Annotated in this window: 20 protein-coding genes and 2 pseudogenes; 9 read left to right on the top strand and 13 right to left on the bottom strand. The window is 38.5% G+C overall.

What is annotated here, in order from left to right:
• Positions 1-68 precede the first annotated feature (68 nt).
• Positions 69-329 carry a hypothetical protein gene (locus HS5_RS02660; RefSeq protein ID WP_236752548.1) on the bottom strand — a complete coding sequence of 87 codons (261 nt, stop codon included), beginning with the start codon at positions 327-329 and terminating at the stop codon, positions 69-71.
• Positions 330-464: 135 nt separating this feature from the next.
• Here HS5_RS02660 and HS5_RS02655 point away from each other — a divergent pair.
• The 4 genes and pseudogenes from HS5_RS02655 (at position 465) to HS5_RS02640 (ending at position 7,453) form a co-directional block, all read left to right on the top strand.
• A pseudogene (locus HS5_RS02655) lies at positions 465-985 on the top strand (PaREP1 family protein).
• Positions 986-1,223: 238 nt separating this feature from the next.
• The gene (locus tag HS5_RS02650) at positions 1,224-1,463 is read left to right on the top strand and encodes a hypothetical protein (RefSeq protein ID WP_236752547.1); all 240 of its coding nucleotides are present in this window, start codon (positions 1,224-1,226) and stop codon (positions 1,461-1,463) included.
• 20 nt (positions 1,464-1,483) lie between these two features.
• Positions 1,484-2,254: an ATP-binding protein gene (locus HS5_RS02645; RefSeq protein ID WP_236752545.1), complete on the top strand. Its 771-nt coding sequence runs from the start codon at positions 1,484-1,486 to the stop codon at positions 2,252-2,254.
• A 291-nt stretch (positions 2,255-2,545) separates the two neighbouring features.
• On the top strand, positions 2,546-7,453 hold the full coding sequence (locus tag HS5_RS02640; protein WP_236752544.1) for a hypothetical protein: 4,908 nt from the start codon (positions 2,546-2,548) through the stop codon (positions 7,451-7,453).
• Positions 7,454-7,897: 444 nt separating this feature from the next.
• On the opposite strand, the gene HS5_RS02635 is transcribed toward HS5_RS02640, so the two are convergent.
• Genes HS5_RS02635 through HS5_RS02620 form a run of 4 tightly spaced genes read right to left on the bottom strand, consistent with a single transcriptional unit; the run spans position 7,898 to position 11,135 of the window.
• The gene (locus tag HS5_RS02635; protein WP_236752542.1) at positions 7,898-8,545 is read right to left on the bottom strand and encodes a GntR family transcriptional regulator; all 648 of its coding nucleotides are present in this window, start codon (positions 8,543-8,545) and stop codon (positions 7,898-7,900) included.
• Positions 8,546-8,557: 12 nt separating this feature from the next.
• On the bottom strand, positions 8,558-9,685 hold the full coding sequence (locus HS5_RS02630) for a mandelate racemase/muconate lactonizing enzyme family protein (protein WP_236752541.1): 1,128 nt from the start codon (positions 9,683-9,685) through the stop codon (positions 8,558-8,560).
• A gap of 2 nt (positions 9,686-9,687) precedes the next feature.
• Entirely contained in the window at positions 9,688-10,851 is a 1,164-nt protein-coding gene (locus HS5_RS02625; protein WP_236752540.1) for a UxaA family hydrolase, read from the bottom strand.
• Positions 10,839-11,135, bottom strand: coding sequence for a UxaA family hydrolase (locus HS5_RS02620; protein ID WP_236752539.1), 297 nt, complete (start codon positions 11,133-11,135; stop codon positions 10,839-10,841). Before HS5_RS02620 ends, HS5_RS02625 begins: the two co-directional genes overlap by 13 nt.
• Before the next feature lie 264 nt (positions 11,136-11,399).
• Between HS5_RS02620 and HS5_RS02615 the strand changes: the two genes are divergently transcribed.
• The 5 genes and pseudogenes from HS5_RS02615 to HS5_RS02600 all read left to right on the top strand — a co-directional run bounded on the left by HS5_RS02615 (position 11,400) and on the right by HS5_RS02600 (position 15,786).
• The gene (locus tag HS5_RS02615; RefSeq protein ID WP_236752538.1) at positions 11,400-12,782 is read left to right on the top strand and encodes an MFS transporter; all 1,383 of its coding nucleotides are present in this window, start codon (positions 11,400-11,402) and stop codon (positions 12,780-12,782) included.
• 492 nt (positions 12,783-13,274) lie between these two features.
• The gene (locus tag HS5_RS14460) at positions 13,275-13,487 is read left to right on the top strand and encodes a mannonate dehydratase (RefSeq protein WP_256445583.1); all 213 of its coding nucleotides are present in this window, start codon (positions 13,275-13,277) and stop codon (positions 13,485-13,487) included.
• A 68-nt stretch (positions 13,488-13,555) separates the two neighbouring features.
• A complete protein-coding gene (locus tag HS5_RS14455) occupies positions 13,556-13,774 on the top strand; it encodes a mannonate dehydratase (RefSeq protein WP_256445561.1) in 219 nt (72 codons plus the stop codon).
• A gap of 139 nt (positions 13,775-13,913) precedes the next feature.
• Positions 13,914-14,761: pseudogene (locus tag HS5_RS02605) on the top strand (SMP-30/gluconolactonase/LRE family protein).
• A 554-nt stretch (positions 14,762-15,315) separates the two neighbouring features.
• On the top strand, positions 15,316-15,786 hold the full coding sequence (locus tag HS5_RS02600; RefSeq protein WP_236752537.1) for a PaREP1 family protein: 471 nt from the start codon (positions 15,316-15,318) through the stop codon (positions 15,784-15,786).
• Positions 15,787-16,056: 270 nt separating this feature from the next.
• Here the strand turns inward: HS5_RS02600 and HS5_RS02595 are convergent, their stop codons facing one another.
• The 8 genes from HS5_RS02595 to HS5_RS02560 form a co-directional block, all read right to left on the bottom strand.
• Positions 16,057-16,554: a hypothetical protein gene (locus HS5_RS02595; protein WP_236752536.1), complete on the bottom strand. Its 498-nt coding sequence runs from the start codon at positions 16,552-16,554 to the stop codon at positions 16,057-16,059.
• 275 nt (positions 16,555-16,829) lie between these two features.
• Positions 16,830-17,945: a citrate synthase gene (gltA, locus tag HS5_RS02590; protein ID WP_236752535.1), complete on the bottom strand. Its 1,116-nt coding sequence runs from the start codon at positions 17,943-17,945 to the stop codon at positions 16,830-16,832.
• Positions 17,946-17,982: 37 nt separating this feature from the next.
• On the bottom strand, positions 17,983-18,825 hold the full coding sequence (gene prpB / locus HS5_RS02585; RefSeq protein WP_236752534.1) for a methylisocitrate lyase: 843 nt from the start codon (positions 18,823-18,825) through the stop codon (positions 17,983-17,985).
• Positions 18,809-20,077, bottom strand: coding sequence for an MmgE/PrpD family protein (locus tag HS5_RS02580; RefSeq protein ID WP_236752533.1), 1,269 nt, complete (start codon positions 20,075-20,077; stop codon positions 18,809-18,811). Before HS5_RS02580 ends, prpB begins: the two co-directional genes overlap by 17 nt.
• Before the next feature lie 23 nt (positions 20,078-20,100).
• Positions 20,101-20,277 carry a hypothetical protein gene (locus HS5_RS02575; protein WP_236752532.1) on the bottom strand — a complete coding sequence of 59 codons (177 nt, stop codon included), beginning with the start codon at positions 20,275-20,277 and terminating at the stop codon, positions 20,101-20,103.
• Positions 20,278-20,330: 53 nt separating this feature from the next.
• The gene (gene wrbA, locus HS5_RS02570) at positions 20,331-20,918 is read right to left on the bottom strand and encodes an NAD(P)H:quinone oxidoreductase (protein ID WP_236752531.1); all 588 of its coding nucleotides are present in this window, start codon (positions 20,916-20,918) and stop codon (positions 20,331-20,333) included.
• Between the two features lie 45 nt (positions 20,919-20,963).
• A complete protein-coding gene (locus HS5_RS02565) occupies positions 20,964-22,244 on the bottom strand; it encodes an acetyl ornithine aminotransferase family protein (RefSeq protein WP_236752530.1) in 1,281 nt (426 codons plus the stop codon).
• Positions 22,241-23,341: a 3-hydroxyacyl-CoA dehydrogenase family protein gene (locus HS5_RS02560; protein WP_236752529.1), complete on the bottom strand. Its 1,101-nt coding sequence runs from the start codon at positions 23,339-23,341 to the stop codon at positions 22,241-22,243. The genes HS5_RS02565 and HS5_RS02560 overlap by 4 nt, the downstream gene beginning before the upstream one ends.
• Positions 23,342-23,365: the final 24 nt, after the last annotated feature.

The raw sequence follows: 23,365 nt of genomic DNA, 5'->3' as shown, positions 1-23,365 counted from the left end.
AATAATTTTATCAATAAAAGCAGGGGTGTAAGTGTCCTCGGTTAAGAGCGCTACACTAATTTCTTTCATTAAGAATATAAAGAGAAAACTCTCCATCCTTTATTAAATACGTTTTCAGAAATCCTTATTTGCTCCTTGTTAAATTTAGGCCCCATGTAAGTGGCTATACCTAAAATGATTGATGCGCGAAAGTTACCTAAGAAGAGGGCTATAATTGTTAAAGTGAGCGAGAGGCCTAAAGTAGCAGGTATTAAACCAATTGCGTACTTTACTACTGCAGTGTTTGAGGAAAACCATAGCGTTAAAATCGATTTAGGTTTAACGGACATACGAACATGTGTTCTGAGAATAGTATTAAAATTATTTGTAGCATATCACGAAGTCCTTAAGCTATCGCTCTTCAGTTAGTGAGAATATGACGGACTAAGCTCAAAGCTTTTTACTAACCTAGAAAAGCTTAACGTATGGAGGGACATTTAGATTATAAGAAAGATTACAAGGCTTACATTTACGCTAAATTATACGACAGTTTAATTGAGGGAAAATTATTCATAGAAATGCTACAGAGAGGTTTACTACAGAATGCCTCAGCTAAGGTTTTTTAAGCGTAAAATCCGCAATTAGTGCATTAATAGTAAAGAACCTTAATGATGTAATTAAGTCAAAAAACGAAAAAGAGAGATATTGGTACGAGAACGTAGGGTACTCTGCACCTACTACTGGATTAATCGGAATATCAAAGGATTTAAAGAACTTAGACATTGACGCAGAGAACGTGGCAAGAATAGCCCTATCTCTACATAAGTTTTCATACAATGGTTTGGACCCAAACTTTGTAGATTATAGGAACGAGGATGAAGTAATAGGTGATATAAAAGAAGTTGCAGAATGGCTCGTGACCTTAGACCGCTATTTTAAAGATTTTTGGGACGAAAAATTAGAGAAAGCAAGGAAAGAATTAGAGGAATCTTTAAAGATGGTATAATGCAACCTTTCACTTAATTTAGAGATAAGAACTCCTTATATGATAGCACTCACTTAAGGCTTCCTGAGACTTTAAAACAAGTCCTTCTACTAAAAGGCGTTTGTGCAATTTGGTGGATTAAGGGTCATTTAAACTCTTTTATAAAACTTTTAACTGGCTATCTCCCCAATTGTTGGGGATATCCTCTGTTATTCGATCCAAAGAGAACCCTAAGGATCTCTTTGATAGAGAAAAAGAGATGGAGAAACTCAAGTCAGGAATTAATTACCCAATGACCTTATTGCTAGGAATTAGGAGGAGCGGTAAATCTTCACTAGTTAATGTTCTGACAAAAGAGGAGAGAGGTATTTGGATATACCTCGACTTGAGGAAATTTGAGTCGTTGTCTTTTATACATTATAAGGACTTAATACTAGAGTTGGAGAAGGTCATAAAGTTTCAATCCCTTACAGGCTTAAGAGGCTCTTTTCAGGAATAAGAGGAGTTAGCATTGCAGGAGTGAACTTAAGTTTCAAGTGGGGAGGAGAAGAAAGAGTTGAGTTCTCACAAATCCTTGAAAAATTGTCAGAAATTTCAGAGAGGGAAGGAGAAAGAGTCGTAATTATTTTTGATGAGTCCCAAGAGTTGAGGAAGCTCAAGGGTTATAATCTCCTTTATCCCTTGGCTTATGCGTATGATAACTTGAAGGTTAAATTCATATTTACCGGTAGTGAAATAGGGATGGTCTACGATTTTCTAAAGGTTGATGATTCAAAATCCCCGCTCTACGGAAGAGCTTACACAGAAGTAGTAGCAAACCCATTTAGTAGAGAAACTGCATTGGAGTTCCTAAGGAAAGGCTTTGATGAATTAAATATGAAAGTTGAGGAAAACATTTTGGAGGAGGCTGTAGATACTTTAGGAGGTTTACCGGGCCGGCTTACCTTTTACGGGTTTACATACATGCAAGAGAAGGATCATAAGACTGCATTAAGGAAAACAGTAGATACTGCAATATCTTTAATAAGGGAGGAATTCAACAACTTCCTTAGAGGTAGGGAAGAAGCTAAAGATATGTACAGGACTATAATGACTGTATGTGCAAAAGGTTGCAGGTGGAGTGAGGCTAAAAACGCTATTGAAAGTAAGGAAGGAACAAAAATAAATGATAAGAGGTTTACTGAATTGTTGAATAATTTAGTTAAAGCCTCATTCCTAACAAAGGAGGGAGAAATTTATAAGCCCGCGGACGTAATGATAGGCTTAGCTTTTAGCTCAACAATTTCTTAAGTATTTCCCAGAAGTCTCTGATAAAACCTCTACAGTTTACCGTTAACTAAAATTACAATATAAGCATTATATCCTGAGGTCTTCACTTTGCTCATAGTCTAGCAAAGAGCTCAATGAATTCATAGCTATTGCTTTCAGTGTCATTGGTTCCGCTTATACCAGTTTTTATATTACTAGAAAAAATTAAACCTAAATAGCTTAGTATTGTTATCTAAAGATCACTTAATAAATTTTCCCTAGATTTTAAGTATAGAAATCTTTAAATTAATGCAATTCGTTTACAAAACAAGTATGATTCTCTTTGATACATCAGCTGCATATAGGGGCAATTCCACGGATGTAATTGGCCCTCCCAGATCTGGAAAATCCACCTTTCTAACTTATTGTGAGAAATTCCCCTCGTGTAGGCAGGCTTTTCCGGAGTGCCTTAGAAAAAATTGCAGTGATAAGGAAAAGTCTCTCCAGACTGCACAAGGGGAAAGTTTACTTAAACAAGGAAAAGAAAATTTTCTTGAAAGACTCATTAATTCTCTTAATTTTGTAAGACGGCAACAGTCAGAACTTAAGCCAAGTTTTTATCTAGACGAAGTTCAAGGGACAATGGTAGTCGATCAACTTCTGAAATGCCTAGACGGAGAATGTAGTGCCATAATGACTACAGATGGAAAGAATGTAACAAGAGACCTTCTAATAGGTTCCTTTGAGAATATCTATAGAGACGAGACGGGACTAGATTTACCCAACATTTATCAAATGCGTAACATAGACAAGGAGAGAGTAAAGGAGGACGTAATTCTCTACTCTACAATTAACTGGCACGGGATAAAATACGTAAACCCTAGACTGATCCTGTTAGGCTTAGCTCAAGCGACCCATGACGCCAATTACATGGACAAACTAAGGGAACACATGCTTTTCTCGAAAGAATTCCTTTCAGCTCTAGGCATAGGGGCTATCTTCACGGAATCGCTCTTCGCCTCTGGAGAGGAGATTGGACTGGATTCGATGTTAAGGATTTCCAAGGATATAGTTCCCTCCGTTTTCGCCTTCCTTGGGGAAAAGTTATTACATCTTGGCGGAGTAGTTTCCACCATATTTAGTGGGGGATCAACAATAGCGTTTCTACTCCCTGTGGTATTACTTCTATCGTTATTTGATAAGAGGAAAGAAAATAAGGAATTTACAGAAAATCTTATAGAATTAATTGAGAAATGGAAAAAATTACCGAAAGAAATGAGAGAGATCATAGGAATAGGTATAGACGACAAGTTGGGACTTCCTCCCGGAACAGCTAAGAGTGCACTAGATGGACTTTCTGGAGAAAAACTCAGAGAGGAACTAAATCAAGTTGCTCAACAAATGTCCCAGGATATTGATGCTTTACGTAGTGAGATTAAGACAGTATTCGAGGTTCTTCAGAGCTTACAGCAGAGTTTTGCCTCTCCCCTTAATCCAGAGTCCCTGGCGGAATACTATGGAGTGCATCCTGAGAAGATATTTGATATTAAGTATGAGGTGAGGTCACTAGGACGAGAACGATACGTAACTACCGCCAAGGAGATTTCTGAAGACATTATGAAATATTTAAACGGAGAAGGAGGACTCAAGTATAATTTCATGATAATAAGTGGAGATCCAGGGGTAGGAAAATCATGGCTAGGATACGAGGTGGCCAAAGAGTTAATGGGAAAGGCGCAAGTGTTCCAAGTCAACTCTACCAACCTAGATCCTGGTGTATTCTCGCTTTTAACAAATTTACGTAACATCAACGCGAACGTACCATTGATTTTCCTTATCGATGACAAGTATCTGGGCCCAGAGCAGGGGAAGATAAGTCTGGACAGACTTACTAATCTGATCCTTTCCTTCAAGGAAACCCACATAAAGGCCTTCCTGCTAATAACCATGAGGAGGAATCGCCTACAACTGATCAGGGAAGGACTAAGGGATCTTGACCTAAAGGATGTGATAAGGGACATATCCCCAACTCAAGAGTCCCTGAAGGAGTTAGTAAAGGTCAGATTGAAGAGACTACAAGACAGACTTGGAGAGAGCGTTCAGATAGAGGATAAATTGATCAAGATAGGAAAGACCCCGCTGCTCATTAGCCTCATTATGGACTCCTTGGAAACTTGTAAAGATGTGAAATGTGTTGAAGAGAAGGTAAACTCCTTCTCGGAAGGCATGGGAGACGTAAAGAAAACTATGGCCAACATGCTATTAAGCGAGTTTCATTATTGCTCCACATACAGTGAAGATTGCGTAAGTAATGAAGATGAATTTGACGTGCTCAAGTTTGCTTTACTTAAGGTAGCTAGCGAGGGGATCCCGGGAATTACTTTATTAAAAATCTACAACGAATATGCTGGACTCTGGAAAATCGATCAACAACCTTTGGCAATAGGTTCGGTCACCGACCTTCTAAGATTCAGAGGCTCAGCCAAAGATAAGATTAATTGGGTGGTCAATCACATTGGATTTTTCAGGGTAGATGAATCTCTATTTGTTGAACCTTTTCATGAAGTGATGAAGGACGCTATCGACATGATTTTGCAGGAAGTAGAGAAGAGGAACAAGGAACTTTACGATGATCTGAGAGAGGAAATCGAGGAGATTAGGAGAAAGTCCATAGAAAACTCTATTGAAACAATAGAGGAGACTCTGAAGAAAAGGATCCTCACGCGGAATTATGATATCGTCTTCTCGACCTTGAGATATTTGTTTAGAGTGAGAAGGTATATGGAGGATCAGAACATTGAGAAAGTTCAGCAAATCCTGAAGGAGAAAGTCGATGGGAGAAGCCTTCTTCAAATCTTACTTGATGTAGCCAAGGAGCCCATAGATTATATTACCCTAGGTAGTTTCGGCGACGAGTGCCCGGACAACTCACCGGAGATCTACGCTGAAGCAATGTTAACTAGGGAGATTAGGAGCAGGGATGCAATCAAATGTGCCTTAAAGTTACTCAAGAGCGAGAGCCAAGGAAGGTTCTTAGGTGCAATCACCTTAAGGAGATTATCCTTCAAGGATCCCAACTCGCTTCTGGAATTCCTATCAGACATCGAGAGATTGATATCCCAGGACGACGCGAGTTGGTGGTTACTGGACGCCTTGAAGAATCTGCAAGGAGATTACCATCTCTCGGAGGAGACCAAAAAGAAGTTGCTAGACATTCTCTCCACTAGTCCTGCAGATAAAGATGAAGCTAACTCCTCCTTAGATATCAAGATGAAGATCGTGGAGTTATTGTCTTTGCACGACGACAGCGAGATCGAGGGATACTTCTTGAGACAATTTAAAGAAGGGAATAGAGTTCTGGCAGCCAGATATTTCCGCTTAACCAAGAAAATCAAGAGTGATATGGACATAATAGACGGTATAGTTTCCATGTTCCAGAACCCAGAATCAAGGGATGAAGCCCTAGGATTACTCTTGAAGATCGTGGAGTTAGATAAGGATATAGTGAGAGCGAATCTGGAAAGATTAGTGAATGTCCTAAACGTAAGGGACGAATATGTGCTCTCCGCAGGAATGTCTTACCCGCTGATGAAGCTCATTAGGACCTTAGTAAAAGACGAGTTTCCATCTACGATATTTGAGCAATGGCTTGAATCCAAGGAAGAATGGAAAGTTCTAGTGGGAAGTAAGTTTCTCTTTGACATGGCGGAGTTAAGACCCCACAAGGATCTGCTGAACCTCATGCTAAAATTCTCAGAGAGGGATTTTGATAATCATTACGTGAAGTCAAACGTCTTCAGCTCCTTGGTGGTTCTAGCGGCATCATTGTCACTCAGCGAGAAAGAGAGAAAGGAAATCATAGACGCATTGAAGGGAAAATTAAAGTACACCACCTATTTCCTTCCTAGACTGGCCCAAAGGAATCCAGAGTTTGCAAGGGAATTGAGAGAGGACGTGAGGAAAATGGTGGGCCAGGAGAGTTTCAGGGAAAGGATATTGGACTTCTTTGCCTATCTCAAGGACGAACAGATACTCAACGAATTGAAAGATCCAGAGTCTCAGGCATATTTTCTTTCCAGACTGTTGTTAACTTATCCTGAAGTTGGGATGAAGTACAGTGACGTTGCTTATGACCTATTGGAGAACGAAAAGAGCGAAAATTACGCAATGGAGTACATGATTGAGCTAGCTAAGATTAATCCAACGTTAGCCATGAAGTATTATCCAAGGGTCCTAGGCAGGAAAGATCAAGAGGAGTTCTTTAAAATTTTGGGAATAGGTCTGACTAAACGGGAACAAGAGTCTGAGATATTAGTGAAGGAAATTGAGAAGTCTACCACAGCGCTATCTTATTTTTTGATCGGCTTAGCTCGTGGAGATCCTGATTTGGCATGGAAGTTCAGAGAAGTAGCAGTGAAGGTGATAAACGACGAAATGGGACACGGGTCAAGTGACGTCCTCCGATATTTCTTTTTTATTGGCCTTGCTTTACCCGAGAAGATAGAGGAGATTAGGTCTTGGAGACATGAAAACATCGCTAAGAGACTAGCGTATGCCAGTTTCCTAGAAGGTGCGGTGTTTAGTGATCCCCACAGAGTTTTACTTGAAGAATTTAACCTGGAAGATGAAAAGGAAGTGAAGGAGATACTGGAAAGAGTATTGGCTATACTCGCCTCAATCTACCCAGGTTACAAATTTGAATCGTCAGTAGCTTACTCTTCCTCTACAATGAAAGTTACTAAGAAGGCCTACGGTTTTGCACTTTTAAACTCATCTTCTCCTACATCCAATGTGACCGTAGTAACTGACGCTAGAGGTCCTCATCTAATCGTAATTGCTGACGCAAATATAGATCTAGGTGCAGCAGGAACGTTTAGGATACCATTAGGGAGCAAAATCTACTTCATAGACGGATCTATCTTCAGTATACCGCTTAACTTAGTTACGGATTGTCTAATTGTTATCTCTGAAAATAGACTAAATTTCAGTGTTATTATAGATGGAACTCCCTCAAAGGTTAAGGAGAGGATCTTAGGTCCTTGTAGTCTAACCTTGGAACAGAAAATTGAGTGGGGTAACAGAGGTGAAGCTAAACTAACTGGGATTACATGCACGTCCTTTGATCATGCCCTTGAGGAGGATAAATTCTGGACACTCAAGGGAGCATGCACCTGCGATGGTATTGAAAAATGTCTCAACTGCATCTCTAACCGCGAATATGCGAGGATGCCAGGAATTTAGTGAGTCAAATTGGTTATTGGCGTATTACTTCATCTAATCATTTTTAGATTAAAAATCTTCACGATAAAACGATAGATTAGAACAAGATTTTTATTCATTTAAAATATTAGCAGTTGTTCTACTTTCCCTCAGTAATACAGAATTCCAATATTGTCGATAAAGTTTTTAGGTAGACGGCTGGTTAGTTGAAAAGTGTAAAGTCATAGAAGTAGACTAACTGTCTCAATTTCCTTAAACTGAGGAGTTGTACAGATACGTTAAAATATGTTTATTAAACCATCTAGATTTATTGAAAATCTTTAAGCCACGTTAAAGTAGAACAACAACTGCTATACTGCATTATCTTGATCTTTAATGCCTAACCAGATATAACTCTAGCAGATTAAAGAACTTTTGAATATTAATTCAGATAAAAAATATGAATACATATTACTCGTAAAATTTTCATCCCATGTACATGAATACTCTCTGCTCTAAGAAATCCAAGACTTTTCTTTCATGCTCTATCATTATTTTTTCAGCATTGTCGGGGTTTCTATTCTTAATAGCTAAAAATACTGAGTAATGTTCTTCATATTCGTCTTTCCTCCTTTCAAAGCTAGTAAAGAGTGAAGTCCTAACTATCTTCAATTTTACTCTAATGTCCTTAAGACAAGATATAAGGTATTTATTCCTCGTGGCATCAGCTATTGACTCGTGAAAATTACCGTTTAAGTCGGCCAAAGTAAGTGCGTCAGGACTCTCCTTCTCGATCTCTTCCTTTATTTTAGATAATATATCTTCCATTTTCTCAATATCCTTCTCCGTAGCCTTCAATGAAGCTAACCTCGCTGAAAGTCCCTCTAAAGGTATACGTAACTCGTACAACATCCTAGCCTCTTCCGCGGTAATGTAAACTACGGAGTAGGACTTATTCTCCTTCTTTACTATGCCCTCCGACATCAACATCCTTAATGCCTCCCTAATAGGCGTCCTGCTCATGTTAAGGTCTTTGCACAATTGGTCTTCAGTTAACCTTTGTCCTTGTTTATATCTCCCTTTGATTATATTATTAAGGATCTCGTTATACGCGTTTTCTGTCAGGTTACTCATCACTTATTATTTTTAATCTCTCTTTATTAATTTATCTTCTAAATTACTAAAATGTAGAATTCTAAACTTATTGATATAAGGATATTTAATTAATGTATCCTCCCTTACTTCCACGTTATCTGGAGGAATTACATACCCGTCCTTAAAGACGGGGGCTGAAGGGAAAATGTCTCCAGGAAAATCTGCTATTGGGTATTCAACTATCTTTATTTCATCCCTAGCTAATGCCAAGTTAAGCGTGTAAATCAGAGACACAGGAGATCTATCAGGACGGTCGTGAGGAGCTACTTTAACGTTATATGAGGAAGCTAAATCCAAGACTTTCATAAACTTACTAACTCCTCCGATCTTTGCTATGTCTGGTTGGAGGTAAGAAATTCCTGCCTCTAAAAGCTTCCTAAAGCCGTAAATCATGTACTCGTTCTCGCCTGTGGCAATAGGTACTGGGGATACTCTAGTTAATTTCTCTAAGGAATAATAATCATTAGGAGGCCATAAAGGCTCTTCTATCCACTCTATTTCGTACCTAGCTATCTTATTAGCAAAGTCCTTAGCCTCATCCAAAGTAAAGGGAGAGTTAAGGTCAATCGCTATCTTTATTTCCTTATAATTCTCCCTAATTTTCTTCACTGTCTCGTGAACTGTAGAAGGAGGTTGATGAAGCTTTATGAAGTCAAACCCCTTCTCCTTGGAGAAGTCTACGGCCTTTATTACATCTTCAACCCTTGAGAACCTGGGGAAACTACCGTAGACTTTCACAGAATTTCTAATTTTTCCTCCGAAAAGTTCCGAAAGAGGAACCTTCAATTTCCTACTTTTTAACCCCCATAATGCCATTTCTACAGAACTAATAGCCCCTGTCACGACTCCACAGTTACCTGCACTGAACATTATTTTCTCCAGCAGGGTCTCTAGCTCATGAGGAGAATTAACTTCATTCTCCTCAAGGAATGGCTTTACGAGTTCAGATATGACAGACGAGTAAGCTCCAATAATTCCACTCCCTGCAACTAAGGTCTCTCCCCAACCGTATTCTTTATTCTCAACTTTTACATATAACTGTACTGCCCACTGGTCTACCCAGTCTGAAGGTGGGTCAGTAATAAAAGGTATGGATAAGGAAAAAACGTTTACCTTCATTTTTATGCACTTATGTATAGTTTAATTGGAGAAAACTCGTCGTGCTGTAATACCTCTGCCCTAGTTAACCTTCCGTTTAAGACTTTAAGCATGTATCTGTAGATCCTTTCTCCGGCTTCCTCTAAGGAGATCTTTAAGTCTAACAGATCGGATACGTCGACGTCTATATGTTCACTCATCTGTGCTGCAGTCTTAGGGTTAGCGGTTATTTTTATTACTGGGATAATTGGGTGACCGACTATGTTTCCCTGTCCAGTAGTAAATAAGTGGACTACAGAACCTTTTGCTGCGAAAAGTGTTACTGCCTCAGCTGCTGCAGAAGAAGTGTTGACGAAACATAACGTCCCTTCTTTCCTATTTTTAGGTAATTGGTCTAGGTAATCGAGGACGCAATTAACTTTCCTATGACCAAGTTTTTGAATATTTCCTAAAGCTTTTTCTTCTATTGTTGAAAGTCCTCCCTTTATGTTACCTTGCGTTGGCTGTGAGCCCAATAAGTCAACTCCTTCCCTTTTTATAATTTCAGTGTATTCATTAAAGATCTTCATGAACTTCTCCCTTAACTCAGGGGTAGCCATTTTGTCCGCAACTATGTCTTCAGCCCCTGTGAGTTCGGAAGTTTCTCCGAACATTGCTGTAGCACCGTGGTCTACCATCCTGTCTACTACTACTCCTACTGCGGGGTTAGATGCTAAACCAGAGGTAGTGTCTGACTCTCCACATTTAATGCTCATAGCAATAGAGGATATGTCCACCTCTGTCCTCTGTTTCTCACTTGCTTCTTGTACCATTTCTAATGCCTTTCTTGAGGCTTTTTCTATAGTTTTTAGGTCTCCGTTACCTTCTATTGGGAATACTTCCACTGGTTTTCCTGTCTTTGCGATCTCGTCAGCTACTTTGTTTGCCCAATTATCTTCTATTCCGATAATTACTACTGAAGCTACGTTGGGGTTAGCTCCAGTACCAGCTAATATGTGGAAGAAGAGGTCGAGGTCTCTGCCGAACTGTAACCTACCGTATGGATGAGGAATGACGGTTGTACCTCTTATTAATTTTGCCACTCCCATTGCTGCAGTATTTGATAAGTCGTCTAAGGGCAAAATTAGTACGTGGTTCCTAATTCCTACTGCTCCGTTTTCTCTAACATATGCCTTTATTGTTTCCATGCTCCCCACCTCAATGACCTTATATTATGAACGTGGACATGTTGCCCTTTCTTTATATCTTGAGTAGCCTCACCTATAACTCTACCGTATTTAAGTACTTTATCTCCTTTCTTTATGTCCCTTAATGCTATTTTATGACCTAAAGGTACATCGTCTTCACTTTTTATTAGGATGTAAGATGACGGGTTCTCTAAGTACGCACATATGACCTCCTCTCCTTTTCTTACGTCTGTAGAAGCTACGCATACGTCGTCGTTCTTAGAGTGGATTAAACCTTTTCCCATAATCATTAATATGATCACACCTTAATATACTTTTATTATATATCTTATTGTATACACTAAAATCTTACTAGCCTCATATATTATCAAAGATTTTGTATTATTTTTATTTTAATTGTTAGTAATATTCTACATTTTAAATACTGTTCCTAAAGTTGTTAGACATAAGCTGTTGTAAGAATTATGCCTCTAAATTTTAAAGAGTTATATTATATTTAAATACAAAAAGTAAATATACCCTATTGTATACATAGTTGTATAGAGATTATGGATTGGGAAACCTTGAAGGATAAAGTATTCTCTGAAATGAACTCAATGAGATCTAAGCCATTCCACCTTAAAATGCTATTGTTAACTGGAGGAGGAATATTCGTAGACGGATATAATATAATAATTATCTCCTTTGGATTGGCTGGAATAGAAGAAGTCTTCCACCCTTCAGCCTACCTTTTAGGTCTTATAGGGTTGTCTGTAATAATAGGAAATTTAATTGGAGCTCTCATCGCAGGATACGTAGTGGATAGAATAGGAAGAAAAACAATATTCATCTTAGATTTAATATTTTTCGTTGGATTTGCAATTTTATCCGGGCTTGTGACTAATGCGTACGAACTACTCATTGCAAGAATTCTCGTAGGAATAGGTATAGGATTAGATTATCCTATTGCTACGTCTTATTTAAGCGAGTTCACTCCAGTAAAACCCAGAGGCAAGTACCTTGTAATGAACATTACCTTCTTTAATATAGCAGGCGTTATCGCAACTGTTGTAGCCTACTGGCTATTAAGTTTTGGAGAACTAGTAGCCTGGAGGTACATGTTAATATCTGCAGCAGTGCCAGCATTGATAGTACTTTTGGCAAGATTGGGAACTCCAGAGAGCCCAAGATGGTTGCTAATTAAGGGAAGGAAGCAGGAAGCAAAAGAAGTCATAGAGAAAGTTACAGGAAAACCACTAGATGAGGATACTGCAAGGTTATTAGAGTCTACTAATGTAACTCCTGAGCATAGTACATACTATAAAGAACTGTTAACAAAGCACACTAGAGATGCAATATTTATAGGAGTATTCTATTTCCTCTTTGCTATAGCTTTCTTAGGCACTTCAATATTTGGACCGGAATTTGAGAGTGGACTTCATTTACCTGGTGAAGTAAGCAGTATTATTTTCTGGTCACTGTTCGTGGTTGGAGACATTATAGCAATTCTTACTATAGATAAATGGGGCAGAAGAACCGATACATTAATAGGCTGGGCAGGCATGACTGCAATGATGATAGCCCTTATATTATTACCTAGAAATAACTATATAGGATTAGAGTTAGCCTTCACATTATTTGCAATGTTCCAAGGTATAGGGCCTGCTAGCACTCATATGGTGTATTCACCAGAATTGTTTCCCACTAGAATTAGGGCTACTGCTGAGGGGTGGAAACAAGGAGTAGGAAGATTGGGTGGAGTATTAACTGGTGTGTTCTTTCCTGCAATCTCCCTTGACGAAAAGCTATACATAATATTTGCCGCTTCTTTGCTGGGATTTATATGGTCTTTGGCCTTAGCTAAAGAAACTAAAGGCAAAAGCTTAGAAGAAATTTCAGAAAAGACTGGGGGAGAAAAAGTTGGAAATAAAATAAAAAGTCTAAAAAGCTAATTATTTTTTAAATCTTATCTAAAGGAACATTTTCCTTAACATACTGTCCTTGTATTATCAAGCCTTTTCTGAACACTTTTGTCATCTCTTACAGCGATACTCCTTTAGTCTCTGGCATGAATAAGTATACTACTATTAGCAGTTGTTTTATTTTAATGTAGCTTAAATATTTTTAACTAATCTAGGTATTCACATAAACTTACTTTGACGAATCTGTGGAGCTCCTCAGCGTAAAAGGCTAAGCACGTTCACCTACTTTACATACCTTACACCTTTCAATCAGCCTATTATAAACCTAAAAACTTTGTTGGTAATTAAAAGAATTCTGTATTACCAAGTAAAATTAGAATAACTGCTATTATGGAGTTACAGTTGGATGGCCTTGTTCGGATGGAGCAGAACCCATACTCACATTATATTAGATAACGGAGAGTATGTTTCCAGCTTTGATATTAAAGACATTAGGAATGCCCTCCTCCGAAATTCGGTAAGATTTCTGCGAATAAGTTATGGAGAACTTTGAAGGATTTCCTAGAGTACATATTACCTAATTATGAAAAATATGATATAAAGGTAGCAGTGCACCCTGGCGACCCACCAATAGAGGAATATAGGGGAGTGGCTAGGATAATAAACAGTGTTGAAAACTTTGACAAGTACTTAAATCTTGTAAAGAAGGATAACGTAGGAACAACCTTTTGCTGAGGTAACTTTACTTTGATGACTTACGACGTTCCTGCTGTTATAAGGCATTTTAATAAGAGGATTTTTTCGTGCATTTTAGAGACGTTAAAGGGAACAAGTATAATTTTGTTGAGACATTAATAGGAAAAGGCAAGACTGACGTGGTAGAGGTCATGAAGGCTTACATTGACATAAACCTTAACGGTATAATGAGGGTAGATTATATTCCCACCTTAGAAGGGGATGCAGAGTTTTATCCCGGGTGCTCTTATCTGGGAAGGATATACAGAATAGGCCATATAAAATGATTATATGAAGCACTGAAGCATGACTAGATTCCTCCTTTCTAGAACCAAAAGCTTCTTCACAGGAAGACTTATTTTAGAATTATATATCTCAAATAAGCTCCTTAATTAGATTTTAAAACTCCAACAAATAATAATAGTTATGAATGTAAAAGTATTTAGTGAATATAAGGCAAAATTAGGAGAAGGTCCGGTTTACGATGTAGAGCTAGATAACCTTTTTGGGTAGATATAGAGGGTAAGAAGATCTTGACAAAGTATCCGAGTACTCTTAAAGAGACCGTGCATAATATGCCTGACTTAGTATCATCATTATAAGTTATTTCGAAAGACGAAGTTATTGCAACAATAAGGCACGGGTTTTACCTAGTAAACCTAAGGATCGGAGAAATTAGTAAAATTGGGGAAGCTGAGGTAGAATATGAGGATAACAGATTTAACGACGGAAAGTGTGACGCCTTAGGTAGATACTGGGCGGGTACAATTAATATAAGGAAAACCGGCCCTACCGGCAATCTGTGTAAATTAGAAGATAAAATAACTAAAGTTTTAACAGAATTAACCGTGTCTAACGGTCTAGGTTGGAACTCGGACAACGATACAATGTACCTAATAGACAGCCCGATAAGGAAAGTTTACGCTTTCGATTTCGACCTTACTCGTGGGGAGATATATAATAAAAGAGTTTTGATAGACTTCAACGGAGAACCGGGCAATCCTGAAGGTATGGCAATAGATGAGGAAGGATATCTATGGATAGCCCATTGGGGTGGAGGAAAAGTCAGTATATGGTCACCACGAGGAGAAAAAGTATTCGAAATAAAGTTACCTGTGACTTACGTTAGTTCAGTCACGTTCGGCACTCGCGAAATGGATAGCATATTTATAACTACTGCAAGTAAAGAAGGTGAAACGCTGAGCGGTAGGGTTTTCACTACACACGTTAATGTTAAAGGTATTCCTTTACGTAGGTTTAAAAAGGTTAACTAATGCTTTGTAGGTCTCTTCAATAGGTGCTAAGCCCGTTGGCTATTATTGGATTCAACATCACATGTTGAATTAAAAAGTTCACATAAGTTTTGATAAAAATTATACCTAATAAAGAATCTAACCTCTATACATGAAGAGTGTTTTTACTTATTTAACGATCCTATTAGTGATACTGAGTTTAAATGTCAATCTCATCATTTATCCCACCATAGATTTAGTTATTCTGCTTTAGATATTTTAATTTGAGTGGAAGGGTGATTTGTGGGATAGTTCAATTTCTATTAAACTTAACGCTAAACCTACTTTTAATCCAATGCTTTGAATTTAATAAGAGCCAACCAGCTTAACACTCAGAGAAATTGAAGAGATCAACAACGCAACCGAAGGGAAAAGAGGCGAATTCAGTATTTAAATACAGTGAACAAATATTAATATTTACTAACAACTGAAGTAATGTTACTTCGGGACAGCTTTTAAATCATTCGATTTTAGTACACGTTAAATTAACACTAATTTGGATTAAGCTTTATTTTTCTCCTGATGAATTTAACCATATGCAGGAATTACCTAAGCCTTGGTTTGATATTGCAGGATATAAGAAGACGAGGTTAGAAGAGGCAATGTTTGAAGTTAAAATTGCCGAGGAATTTGTAAAAGAAGGACTTCTACGCAACGCAGCTGGCAAGGCTTTCCAAGCATGGAAGGCCCTTTTAGGTGCAATGCTTGTTGACAAAAGAAGCGATTTATTAAAGAAGTACCCAAGTAAGAAGAGGCTAAAGGGGAAGAAAGTAGTAGATTTTGCAGATTGGTTAATAGCGATAGTTCCCTCATCTTATATGGAAGAGTTATCTTTACTCTTAGGAAAAGACATCAACCTCATCACAAAATTAGCCTTAGCAGTACACGATTATCAGTATAACGGTCCTGATAGAGATACAGTATTGAGCCCGTTTAGGACTGACGAAATTGCTAAGGAGAATATCCTTCTTCTGATAGAGGAAATTAAAAGTAGACTACAAAAATAACAGTTCTATTTTCCTTTTCAATACGAAATTCTAACAATTACCGATAAAGTTTTAGGTAGGCGTTTTATTGCAGAGTCCGAGGAGGTCCTCTGAGGAAGACCCATCTAATCCACTCATACTTGCACTCTTTACCATGAAGTTACTCAACTTAAAGTCTTTAATATTACTCACGACTCTGAACCCGAAGAGCTGTTTAGATTTACTGAATATAGAATGCAATAAGAGTGAAAATCTTTACGTTAAAATAGAACAAAAACTGCTGAATAAAAATTATGCCTTTTGTAAATGCACTGTTAAAATTCCGTTCTTAAAAGTCTTATCAACAATCTTCCATTTACCAGGAGGTAGAGTTACAGCCTTCTTACCTACGTCCAACACTCCATTCTCGACATTAACTTCCGGCTCTTTATCAACCCTACCCACAACAATTACTTCGTTTCCTTTTGGTATTACATCAAAGTCTTCCGGCTCTTCTGAGACTTTGTATTCCTCGTGTGGCTCTTCCTCCTCTGGAATTCCCATCATTGCCTTCAGCATTTTCTCGATATTCGAAGTCATTGCTGTAGGCGCTACAGCACTCATGAGCTTTGAATAATCCTCGCTCTCTTTAGGAACTACAATCTTACCGTCCTTATTATCAAAAGTAACATAATAAATAACTATACCGTCAAAGTTAGCCATCATTGATACGCTCTTAACTAAGCCTGATAGAGAATTCATATCTTGGCTCTCTAAAGCTTGTATTATTTTCTTTTCCAGGTCGTCCATAATATATAATTTAACTTAGTACAAAATAAACCTTTGCATAAACTTCCAATTGGATGAAACTCAGAACTTTTTGCACTGAGAAATGATCTTCTGAAATTAGAGAAAACATTAAATACCTAATGGTAATATTAATTAGAATTATACCTCTTCAACTTATAAATCTAACGCTTATAATTTTCTGATCTTATGAAATGAGACGAAGAAGTAGTAGATTGGCTAAAGGCTTTATAATATCTTTTTAAAAAATGGAATAGTATTAAAGAAACTGTAGAAGACTATCCCACTCTTTGCTTTAAAGGTACGAAATCCCTCTTCTCAGGCCCTACGTACAACGCTCTTGGCCAAATTATTGCAGGTTGATTTTCTAAATATTCTATTACATGAGCTAACCAACCCAACACTCTAGATAATGCGAAGAGAGCTGTAAACATGTAGATAGGAAAGCCGAGAGAATAAAATACTATGCCGGAATAGAAATCCGTATTAGGATATATCTTCTTTTGGGAGAACTGATTTACACCTAACTCCTCAAGTTTCTCGGCAATTTGCAAGTACTTTTTACCTTCCTCATTGGCTAAAGAGTACGCCATCTTCTTGAAGATCTTAGCTCTTGGATCGTAAGTCTTGTAAACTCTATGCCCAAAACCCATTAATCTATTTTTACCTTTCACAACTTTTTCATTAAACCAAGTTTCAACGTTTTCCGGACTGCCTATCTCCACAAACTGTTTAAAAGCTTCTTCAGCCGCTCCTCCGTGTAAAGGCCCTTTTAAGGCTGAGAGAGCTGAGGCTATGCAGGAGTAAATGTCAGTTAAAGTAGATGCGGAAACTAGGGCTGCAGTAGTTGATGCTGGAACCTCGTGGTCTGCGTAAAGGATTAATGCAGCATTCATAGCCCTTACCTCCTCATCTGAAGGCTTCTTAGAAAATGTTGCCTCTAGAAAACTTTTTGCATAACTCTCTGAAGGTTCCGGGATTTTTGGCCTTAACCCCTCCTTAATTCTGTAAACGTTTGAGACTATAGTAGATGCCTTAGCTATTATATCTAAAGCTGTAAATTTATTTATTGTCTCTCCCCAAATACTCATTACACTAAATGCAGTTTCCATATAGCTTATTGGGTCCGCATTCCTTGGTAGGCTCTTCATAGAATCTAGCACTTCTTCTGGTACTTCATATTGATTAATCTTCTCTTTTATCTCCTGAAGTTGTTTAGCATTAGGTAGTTCTCCGAAGAGCATAAGGTATACTACTTCCTCATATTCGCAGTTTTCTGCTAGGTCTTCTATATTATAACCTCTGTACCTAAGTATGCCTTTTTCTCCGTCAATGTAAGTTAATGAGGTCTCCTTAATTATTACATTTTCCAGACCCCTACTTACTTGGAACATAAGGTCACTTCGTCAAAATAATAGTTATTATCTATAATTATAAAAGTTTCGCTAATTTCTTGTCTAATTTATCATAGAAATCGTAGTTAATTACTTCGTACTGCTCCTTCCTAGTCATCATCTTATCCATTAAGGATCTTTGAGTTCCCTCATTCATCAGGACTTCTAAGGCATCTTTCATTGCCTTTGCCGCAACCCTAAAGATCGTCACTGGGAAAATAACGTACCTATAACCTAATTCCTCAAATTCCTTAGCAGTTATTAAAGGAGTTTTTCCAAACTCAGTCATGTTAGCCAAAAGAGGCGCTCTTACCTCTTTAGCAAATCTCGCAAACTCCTCTTTAGAGTGCAATGCCTCAGGAAATATTATGTCAGCCCCGGCTTCTACGTATTCCTTAGCCCTTTCTATAGCATCTTCTAACCCGAAGACGTCATTAGAGTCTACTCTTCCTATTATTAACGCGTCCTTCCTAGCTTCAAGTGCGGCCTTTATCTTCGATACCATTACGTCTCTCTCTACGACCTCCTTACCGTCCAGATGACCGCACTTTTTAGGCATCTTCTGGTCCTCTATCTGGATAGCGTTTGCCCCTGCCTTTTCAAGAACCCTAACAGTCCTGTAAACGTTTATTGCTTCACCGAAGCCTGTATCTGCGTCAACTATCATAGGTATTTGAGTGACTTCCCTAATTTTCCTCACTTCGCTTGCTAGCTCTTCAAGGCTTATTATTCCTATGTCGGGGAGACCTAAGGATGAAGTAAGAGCCCCTCCGGACAAGTAAACGGCTTTGAAACCTACTTTCTCGGCGAGTAGAGCAGTAAAGGGATTAAAAACTCCGGGTATCACGAGGAATTTCTCCTTTTTAAATACTTCCGACAATTTTATCTACCTCATTTTCATTTTCGAAATTCCATAATTTATTTATTACCTCCTTACTCAGTCCCAGCCTTAGTGCTTTCTCCTCAACTTCTTGGTCAGACATTCTGTTATTGTAATAACCTCTTGGAGATCTCACTTCACTCTCAAACCTCTCTTTATCTGTTATTACAACAACTTTAACAGGCAATTCCTTAGGGTAAACTTTCGTGTAGTCAGGGTTTTCCACGACTTCAACTTTCTTCATTAATTCGTTCACCTTCACGTCTCCTATTAAGGAATAGTTTTCCAACCACATCTTACCTAGGAGTAACGTAGTTGCAGTTATGAAAGGTATGCTATGGTCTGCAGTTTCCTTAGTTTCTGGTCTCCATTTTTCCTCATCTGCTAAAATACTTTTTCCTGCCTCGTAAGTCTCCACTATTATCTTCTTAATCTCTCCTTCATACTTTAAGTTAAGTATTGCTTCAACTAGAGCTTGTGCATGGTATTCAACTGGGTACTTTTTAATGCTAGTCTGTAATATCTTTCTCGTTCCCATCTTTTCAAATTGTGAGTAATCAAGGTCAGTAATTAACCTAAACCCTTTCTCTCCGGAAAAAGGTTTTTCCGGTCCTGTGAAGCCTTCCTTAGCTAAGAGGACTGCAAATACTGAATTCCTTATTGCCTCTGCAGTAGCCCCTGCCTTCCACATTGAAAGTTTTCCTACCCTGCTCTGCCTCAAAGCTACATGAGGTACTACGGTCATGGATATTGCGTTAACTGTCTGTTCCTTGCTAAGGTTGAGGAGCTTACTCAGTGCGACCGCACTAGCTACTTGTGTGAAGTTTACGTGATCGAAGCCTTTTAGCCTTAAAGACGCTGAGTCGCATAGCCTGGTGCCTACTTCGTAACCTACTACTATCGATAGGATTATGTCCTTACCCCTCATTCCTAACGTAAGTAAACCGCCAATTATATCGCTCGGATGTAGAGGCTCCTTTGATAAATACGTGTCATTAAAGTCCAAATACCTTATTAGGAAGGTATTGTAAAAAGAAGCGTAGTCCGGAGATCCTTTACTCCCTCCCAACATTGGGAAGTTTCCTTCTAAGTTTAACTTCCTTATAATTTCTGCGGGCTTGGAGTTTATTGATGCTTTTGCTACTCCCATAGAATCTATTATCCTCCTCTTTGCCTCGTGGATTTCCTCTTCCCCTAAATCTTCATAAGATACAGAGGAGGAATATTCAGCGAGAATTTCCGCTAATTCCATAATGATTAATCCTCCTGCCCGTATTAAAACTCTCCTTCTGAAGCCAGGAGTAGGGTTGATATTATCCCAAGGAGTATACCTAAATAAATTGGCACATCTGGAGAGCCCTTAAAGTAAGGTATTGGTGCAGTGAAGTCTGAGACTATCAAATACACAGATAAAGCAAGCAATCCTCCGCATGCACAAGATAATTTCCTCATATGTATAACTTTACAATGAAAAATAAAAAAGTTTCTTAAGTATTGAGATAAATCTAACTTAATAGTTTTTTAGCCACTTGCGCAAGCCTTCTACCTTGGAACCTAGCTATCTTTATTTCGTCCTCATCCAACTCTTTCTTTGTACTTAAGTGTGAAGCTCCGTATGGACTTCCTCCGGTAGTAGATTTTGAAATTTCAGGGATTGCGTAACCCAGAGGGACAATTATCATGCCGAAATGATAGGCGTAGGTACTCATGGTAAGGATTGTAGTCTCGTGACCACCGTGGACTGTTGAAGCCTCTGTAAAGAACGTCACGGGTTTTCCGTATAAGTCTCCGTTTCTCCATAACGGTACAGTAGAATCGAGAAAAGTCTTCATTCCTCCAGCCATATTTCCGTACCTTGTTGGAGAACCTATAGCTAACCCGTCAGCCCATTTTAGATCGTCAAAAGTCACTTCAGGGATATCATTTGTACTCTCTAAGGGAATGCGAAACTGCTGAACTAATTCTGGGTATAGAGTTTCTTTAACCTTCCTTATCCTGGTTTCAGCTCCTTCTTCTTCAGCTCCTTTAGCTATTTCCTTTGCTAAATTTACAATACTCCCGTAGCCGTAAAACAGGACTAAAATTTTCACCATAACTAGAGAAGAAAAAGGGTTAAATTAAAAATTAGTTCACCATAACTAAGTTAACTTTGTAACATCGTTAATAATTCCCTTCAATATTGCTAATCCCTTCTTAGCCTCTTCACTGCTTATTATCAACGGAGGGATTATCCTAATTGCCCCTTCTCCTGCGGGCAACAGCAGTAATCCTCTTTTTACTGCCTCTTGTATTACTTTATCTCTTATTTCCCTATCGTAAACCCTGCCGAATTCTATTCCCCAAGCAAGACCCATACCTCTTACGTCGTCTACGTCCATTGTTGAAAGTTCATCCCTAAATATTTTCCCTACTTCATTTACATGGGGAAGTAAATCTTTAGTAACTTCTATGACCTTCGAACCTATAGCGCAAGCTAAAGCGTTGCCTCCGAAAGTATTACTATGCATTCCATGTTTAAAGTCAAGCTCCGCCTTAAATATGGTAGTACCTATAGGAACCAATCCACCGCCTAAGGCTTTTGCTAAAGTTATTACGTCTGGCTCTGCGCCGAAGTTCTCTATGGCGAAAAGCTTTCCAGTCCTTCCCATCCCCATCTGTACTTCATCGTCTATTAAGTGTATCTCATATTTCCTTGCTAACTTTTGTAACGCTTGGAAGAATCCTTTTGGAGGTACTACGTAACCGCCTTCACCTTGTATGGGCTCGAAGAATATTCCGGCAACCTCTTCAGGAGGAACTACGTGAGCCAGAATGTATTCTTCTATATATTCTATTACCCTATCTATTAGTGAATTGGGGTCGTCATATCCGTTAATATGCCAAGGATTCTTAAAAGGATTTGGATAAGGGACATATATTACGGGCAGGAAAGGTCCTACTTCAGCCTTCTGTATAGGCTTACTTGCAGTGAGCGAAACTGAGCCGAAAGTCCTTCCGTGGAATGCACCGATAAACGATATTAAGTATTTCTTTTCTCTCCTTTTCACTAATTTTATCGAAGCTTCTACTGCCTCAGTACCGCTGTTGGAGAAGAAGACTTTCTTCTCAAAATTACCTGGAGAACATATTGCCAATTTTCTAGCTAGCTCTAACTGAGGCATGTTATAAAAATCGTTGCCTGCTGCATGGGCTAATTTTGACATTTGGGCAATTGCAGTCTTTATTACCTCAGGATGGGAAGGCCAACCTAAGTTGTTGACTCCTATACCGGAAGTGAAATCCAGGAATCTATTACCTTCAATGTCGTATAACCAAACTCCTTCTCCCCTATCTAGTATTATTGGATAAGTTTCCGGATCTCTGGTCGTAGTGGCCAAGTATTTTTCCGTTTCTTTAATAATTTTCTTAACATTCATCATGAATAAGACCTCGTTAAGCTTTCATCCGGGATAAAATGAGGTAAACCAGTATTCTCGTAAAGCATTTTTAAGTCCCTTATTACTGGGCTTAATCCGAACTCCTTCAAGTAGTCCTCAGGGCTCTTAGGCCAACTCAGTCCCAATTTGCATCCCTTATTCACGTCTTCTCTTGACACTATTCCTAACCTAATTAATTTGTAGGACTCATTTATTGCTGAGGAAACTAACAATGAAGGGTCTACCATTCTTGCGTTTTCCAAGGTAGGTCGTATGATTTTGCCATCGTAGGTGTAAAATCCTTTACCGGATTTCATTCCGAATTCTTTTGAATTGTATTTTTCCTCAAATGCCCTGCAATAGTACAACTCGAATCCCCTCTCTATTAAGGCTTTTTGTATTAAGTAGCTCACGTCAAGCCCAACGTAATCTTGTAGTAAAAACACTCCCATAGGAAACTGCAGGACCTGAATTGCAGTATAATCTACATCTTTCACGTCAGCAACCTTATTGTCTACTAACCAACAACCTACTTCGTTAATCCTGAACATGATCCTTGTAACTAAAAAGCCAGGGATATCTTTATTAACGAGGATCGTCTCCTTGCCCATTTTTCTGGCTACTTCACCAACAACTTTTACAGTCTCTTCCGAGGTTTTTTCTCCTTTTACTATTTCAACTAAAGGCATTAAGGGTGGAGGATTAAAGAAGTGCATTCCTACTACTCTTTCCTGCTTATCCACAGCTTTAGCAATTTCTGAAATAGGAATACTGCTAGTATTTGACGCCAATACTGCATTTTCTGACACTAGCTTAGAGGCTTTACTGAACACTTGTGACTTTACCTTCAGATCCTCAACTACGGCCTCAACCATAAAGTCAGCATCTTTCAAAGCTTCCTCTTGATTCGTAGTAAAGTGAATCCTCTCTAGAGCTTCCTCCTTTCTGAGTTTAGACAAGCTCCAAGCTATTTTATTCCTAGCGTTAAGTAATATGTCATCATTAACATCATTAACCCAGACGTCATAACCGGCAATAGCTGCCAGTTCGGCAATTCCGTGTCCCATAGTTCCTGCTCCTACAACAGAAAACTTTTTCATAAGATATGATTTGCAATTAGCAAA

Source organism: Acidianus sp. HS-5 (assembly GCF_021655615.1).
Classification (GTDB): domain Archaea; phylum Thermoproteota; class Thermoprotei_A; order Sulfolobales; family Sulfolobaceae; genus Acidianus.
Note: the sequence above shows the minus strand (reverse complement) of the source record. Positions and strands in the feature narration are given on the sequence as shown.

Bases quoted from the DNA above. Each gene is read 5' to 3' on its own strand.
- HS5_RS02660 (WP_236752548.1), bottom strand. From the start codon at position 329: ATGTCCGTTAAACCTAAATCGATTTTAACGCTATGGTTTTCCTCAAAC.
- HS5_RS02650 (WP_236752547.1), top strand. From the start codon at position 1,224: ATGGAGAAACTCAAGTCAGGAATTAATTACCCAATGACCTTATTGCTA.
- HS5_RS02640 (WP_236752544.1), top strand. From the start codon at position 2,546: ATGATTCTCTTTGATACATCAGCTGCATATAGGGGCAATTCCACGGAT.
- HS5_RS02635 (WP_236752542.1), bottom strand. From the start codon at position 8,545: ATGAGTAACCTGACAGAAAACGCGTATAACGAGATCCTTAATAATATA.
- HS5_RS02630 (WP_236752541.1), bottom strand. From the start codon at position 9,685: ATGAAGGTAAACGTTTTTTCCTTATCCATACCTTTTATTACTGACCCA.
- HS5_RS02625 (WP_236752540.1), bottom strand. From the start codon at position 10,851: ATGGAAACAATAAAGGCATATGTTAGAGAAAACGGAGCAGTAGGAATT.
- HS5_RS02620 (WP_236752539.1), bottom strand. From the start codon at position 11,135: ATGGGAAAAGGTTTAATCCACTCTAAGAACGACGACGTATGCGTAGCT.
- HS5_RS02615 (WP_236752538.1), top strand. From the start codon at position 11,400: ATGGATTGGGAAACCTTGAAGGATAAAGTATTCTCTGAAATGAACTCA.
- HS5_RS02600 (WP_236752537.1), top strand. From the start codon at position 15,316: ATGCAGGAATTACCTAAGCCTTGGTTTGATATTGCAGGATATAAGAAG.
- HS5_RS02595 (WP_236752536.1), bottom strand. From the start codon at position 16,554: ATGGACGACCTGGAAAAGAAAATAATACAAGCTTTAGAGAGCCAAGAT.
- gltA (WP_236752535.1), bottom strand. From the start codon at position 17,945: ATGTTCCAAGTAAGTAGGGGTCTGGAAAATGTAATAATTAAGGAGACC.
- HS5_RS02580 (WP_236752533.1), bottom strand. From the start codon at position 20,077: ATGGAATTAGCGGAAATTCTCGCTGAATATTCCTCCTCTGTATCTTAT.
- HS5_RS02575 (WP_236752532.1), bottom strand. From the start codon at position 20,277: ATGAGGAAATTATCTTGTGCATGCGGAGGATTGCTTGCTTTATCTGTG.
- wrbA (WP_236752531.1), bottom strand. From the start codon at position 20,918: ATGGTGAAAATTTTAGTCCTGTTTTACGGCTACGGGAGTATTGTAAAT.
- HS5_RS02565 (WP_236752530.1), bottom strand. From the start codon at position 22,244: ATGATGAATGTTAAGAAAATTATTAAAGAAACGGAAAAATACTTGGCC.
- HS5_RS02560 (WP_236752529.1), bottom strand. From the start codon at position 23,341: ATGAAAAAGTTTTCTGTTGTAGGAGCAGGAACTATGGGACACGGAATT.